General features: G+C 23.8%; 5 protein-coding genes. All 5 read right to left on the minus strand.

Annotated features, from left to right (window positions below):
- On the minus strand, window positions 1-540 hold a 540-nt coding region (locus M0D11_RS05210; protein ID WP_438811372.1), incomplete at its 3' end, for a class I tRNA ligase family protein.
- Between the two features lie 26 nt (window positions 541-566).
- The gene (locus M0D11_RS05215; RefSeq protein WP_252320734.1) at window positions 567-1,355 is read right to left on the minus strand and encodes a class I tRNA ligase family protein; all 789 of its coding nucleotides are present in this window, start codon (window positions 1,353-1,355) and stop codon (window positions 567-569) included.
- Window positions 1,356-1,455: 100 nt separating this feature from the next.
- A complete protein-coding gene (locus M0D11_RS05220) occupies window positions 1,456-2,211 on the minus strand; it encodes a hypothetical protein (RefSeq protein ID WP_252320736.1) in 756 nt (251 codons plus the stop codon).
- A gap of 137 nt (window positions 2,212-2,348) precedes the next feature.
- Window positions 2,349-3,650: an adenylosuccinate lyase gene (gene purB, locus M0D11_RS05225; RefSeq protein ID WP_252320738.1), complete on the minus strand. Its 1,302-nt coding sequence runs from the start codon at window positions 3,648-3,650 to the stop codon at window positions 2,349-2,351.
- A gap of 2 nt (window positions 3,651-3,652) precedes the next feature.
- Window positions 3,653-4,951, minus strand: a complete 1,299-nt coding sequence (locus M0D11_RS05230; RefSeq protein WP_368862543.1) for an adenylosuccinate synthase — start codon at window positions 4,949-4,951, stop codon at window positions 3,653-3,655.
- Window positions 4,952-5,018: the final 67 nt, after the last annotated feature.

Here is a 5,018-nt window from a genome sequence, read left to right on the forward strand (position 1 = left end):
TAAAATATTATGTAATTCAATAGTTTTATTATTTTTATGTAAATCTCATGGTTTTGTTAAATCAATTAATTTATTACCACTAGTTATTAATTTAAAAACGACATTAATTGCTTCATGAATTTGATACTCATCCATTTCAATATTAAAATCATTAATAGTACTTTTAATAATTTTAATTATTTCTATTGCTTCTGGTTGTAGCTTATTTAAATTAACTTTGGGAATTTTACCATCACAATATTTAATGATCATTGTAACTGTTCGCGAAAGCAAATTACCTAAATCATTAACAAGATAAGAGTTATAACAATTTAAAAATAATTCATGACTATATTTTGCATCATGACCAATAATAATTTCTTTCATTAAAAAAAACCGTAATCCATCGGCACCATAACGATTTACTAATACTAAAGGATCAATAACATTACCTTTTGATTTTGACATTTTTCCTTCTTCATTAGTAATTCAACCGTGGGCCAAAATTCGATTTGGTTGTCTCAAGTTTAATGCCATTAATAAAATTGGCCAATAAATCATATGAAAACGACTAATTTCTTTACCAACTAAATCACAATTTCACAATTTGAATCTAGTCAAAATTTTTTAAAATTAATGTCATCATCTTGTAAATAACCTAATCCTGTTAAATAATTACTTAATGCATCAATTCAAACATAAATAACATGTTTTGGATCTTCTAATACTGGTACCCCTCAAGTAAAACTCGTTCTAGTAACACTTAAATTTTCTAAACCTGGCGTAATAAAATTATTAATCATTTCCGTTTTACGATTAAGTGGCCATAAAAATAATGGATGTTCATCATAATATTTTAATAATTGTTTAGTATATTTTTCCAATTTTAAAAAATATGATGGTTCTGATAAAGTAGTAATATTACCTTGACATATTTTACATGTATTATTAGTTTTATTAATTTGGCTATCTGTCAAAAATTCTTCACAAGAAATACAATATGACCCTTCATATTTTCCCAAATAAATATCATTTTGTTTTAATAATTTGCTAAATATTTTTTGAACACTTAAAATATGATTTTTATTAGTTGTTCTAATAAATTTATCATAATCAATATTTAAGTTTTTTCATAAATTCTTAAACCCAACAACAATATCATCAACAAATTTTTGTGGAGTTTGTTTATTTTCATCCGCCTTTTTAGCAATTTTTTGACCATGTTCATCACTTCCAGTTAAAAAGAATACTTCATAACCTTGCATTTTCTTATAGCGAGCTAAAACATCAGCAATAATTGTTGTATAAGCATGTCCCAAGTGTAATTTAGCACTAGGATAATAAATAGGGGTAGTAATATAAAATTTTTTTGTCATTATTTGCTCCTAAATTTAATAATTATAATTTTACATTAAAATAGCATTATTTATTGTAATACTTATTTAAATTAATAATATTTTATTAATTTTTATTTTTTTATAAAATGGAACATTTTTGTTGATATTGATTTTCATTAAAACCATTATCAGAGTTAACAGCATCTATATCAACGTTTAAGTAAAACTGATAATCACTATTTACGTGTGAAATAACACTACTTTTTTCATTATCATAATTATTTACTGGTAAATACTGATTACCGTTACTCATTAATGGTTGATTTTGTAATTTTCTTGAACTTGCAAAATCATATCAATGTCTCAAAAGATCATTTTTTTCTCATTGTCTTCTTTTTTCTTTTTCTATTTTTTCTAAAATATTATTAAGTTTTAAAATTTTTAATCCAACCTTTTTCAATTCTTCTTTTTGATTACTTATATTAACTTTTTCACATACTATTTTGTTAATTCGTTTTTTTTCAAAATTATAATAACCAAAAGTTAAAAACTTAACTAATTTATTCTTAAATTTAAAAATTTTACTTGTTTTTTGTTTTTCGAAAATTTCTAACTTTTTAATACTATTTATATTATAAGAAAGAAATATAGATTGTTTTTTAATATTTGACTGCAATGTTTTTTCACATTTATATTTCTTATTATTAATATAATATAATATTATTTTTATTTTATTAATTTTCTTTTTTAATAAATTAACATCTATTTCTCCATTATCTTTTAAGTATCGATCATCTAAAACATCATAAAAGTGTTCTTCACTATCATATCTTGTAATAAAATTAAAATCTTGATCTATAAAAGGAAAACTATTATCGATTTTGTATTTCTTCATAATTTTCACTCCTTAAACTTATATAATCTAGTGACTAATTACAATATTTTCTTAATCTTTTATATTTATTGATTATTAGATAAAATAAAAAAACAAAAATTAATAAATTAAATGCTAATTAAATTTAATATTAAACATTATTTATCTTTAAAAACTTTTTTAAAAATATAATCAACATTTATTAAAAAAATATTATTATTACAACATTCATTTAACTGTTCACTAGTTAAATATTGATTAATATTATTCTTTATTAATACATCTTTAAAATTAATCATTTTATTTTGTGCTTCTAAAGTGCATTTTTGAATAAAATCATAAGCAATTTCACGTGTTATTTTTGGATTATTTTTAATAATAGCCAATAAAACTACTTGTGAAAAATAAAGTTCATTAGCTTTAGCAATATTATTTGCCATGGCACTAGTATTAATTACTAAATTATCTAAAATATTTGTCATTCTATTAATAATAAAATCTAATATATGATAAATATCAGGTAACATAATGCGTTCATTAGAACTATGAGAGATATCACGTTCATACCATAATAAATTATTCTCATATACTATACTATTATAACTTCGAACTAATCTTGCTAAACCACAAATATTTTCAGAACCAATTGGATTTTTTTTATGTGGCATTGAACTTGAACCTTTTTGTGAAATAGAAAATCCCTCTAAAAGTTCATTAACTTCGCTACGTTGACTCAAACGAATTTCTAAAGCTATTTTTTCAATTGTTGTAGCAATTGAACTTAATTGTGTAATTAAAAAAATCAAACGATCACGTTGTACTACCTGCGTAGCAGAACTGTCAACTTCCATTTTTCATTTTTTGGCAATAAATTCACTAACTTTTGGCGAAATATGAACAAAATTACCCATAGCACCCGTAATCTTAATAACTTCAACTTGTTTTCTTGCTAATTCCAACCTTACTAACTGTCTATTTATTTCATCGTATCATAAAGCAAATTTTAATCCTAATGAAGTTGGTTCACCAAAAATACCATGACTGCGACCAATTACTAATTGATCTTTATATTTAAACGCTAACTCTTTTAATTTCAATTGTAAAGTAATTAAAGCTTTTTCAATAATTTCATTTGAAAATTTTATTTGTAGATTTTGGACACTATCAACCATATCAGTTGAAGTTAAACCATAATGAATTCAACGACTTTCAGTTTTTAAGTTAGCACTTAACATTCTAGTAAACGCAACTACATCATGTTTAGTTTCTAATTCTAATTTATTCATTAATTCAATATCTAACTTAGCATTTTTTTTAATTAATTGAAAATCTTTAAAAGGAATTATATTTAAATGTTGTAATGATTCACAAACATCAATTTGAAAATTCATTCATAAGTTTAAACGATTTTTCATATTTCAAATATTAGTCATTGCTTTTGTTTCGTAACGTTCAATCATTTTTACTCCTTAATAAATATAGTTTGTTTACGATCTGGACCAACAGAAAATATTCTAATTGGAACACCCACCAACTCACTAATTTTTTTTAAATAATTTTTAGCATTTTCTGGTAATTCATCATAACTAGTAATATTAGTAATATCTTCATTTCAGCCAGGCATAGTAATAAAATGTGGTTGACATTTATTAAAGTTATTAATTTGAGAAGGTATGTATCTAATTATTTCGCCATTTAAAGTATAATGCGTACAAATGCTTAATGTTTCAATACCAGTAAGCACGTCTAACAACATAATAGCTAAACTAGTAAATCCATTAATTTGGGCACTATACTTAGCAATAACTGCATCAAATCATCCAATTCTTCTTGGTCTTTTTGAAACTGTGCCATATTCATTACCAATCATACGAATATAATCTGCTAATTTACCAAAAACTTCACTAGGAAACGCACCAGCACCAACTCTTGTACTGTATGCTTTAGTTACACCAATAATTTCATTAATTGCTTTTAAAGAAATACCTGAACCAATAGCAATTGAACTAGCACTTGGATTAGAAGATGTTACAAAAGGATATGTACCATGATCTAAATCTAATAAAGTACCTTGTGCTCCTTCAAATAATATCTTTTTATTTCTAACTAATTGTTCATTTAAAAATTGACCAGTATCAATAATTAAATCTTTAAAGTATGGTAATAATTCTAATAAACGATTATATATTGTTTGCGCATTAAATTCTTTTTCATATCCATAAACATTTTTTAATATTTTATTTTTAATTAACAAATTATCAGTAATCAATTCTAATAGTCGTTCCTTATCTAATAAATCGCCCATTCGAATTCCAATCCGATTAACTTTATCAGCATAACAAGGTCCAATTCCTTTTTTAGTAGTGCCAATAGCTTTATCACCCTTAATTTTTTCTTCATATTCATCAAATGCTAAATGATAAGGTAAAATAATATGAGCACGATCAGAAATTCGTAAATTTTGACAACTAAAACCAGCAGCTTTTAAATATTCAATTTCAGAAACTAATTTTTCTGGATTAACAACACAACCATTAGCAATAACACAATATGAATCTTTATTAAAGATACCAGAAGGAATAATACTTAATTTATATTTTTGATGATCAAAAACAATTGTATGTCCGGCATTATCACCACCACTTCAACGAACAATAACATCAGAATTTTGACTATAATAGTCAGTTATTTTACCTTTTCCTTCGTCACCTCATTGACAACCAATAATAGCAGTAGTTTTAAATGGTTTTGGTTGATCAATTTTTGATATTAAAATATTTTTAGTATTGACAATTTTATTAGTAATTTTTTGATTTTCTTCTTTTATT

This window comes from Spiroplasma endosymbiont of Lariophagus distinguendus, from assembly GCF_023846195.1.
Lineage (GTDB): Bacteria > Bacillota_I > Bacilli_A > Mycoplasmatales > VBWQ01 > Spiroplasma_E.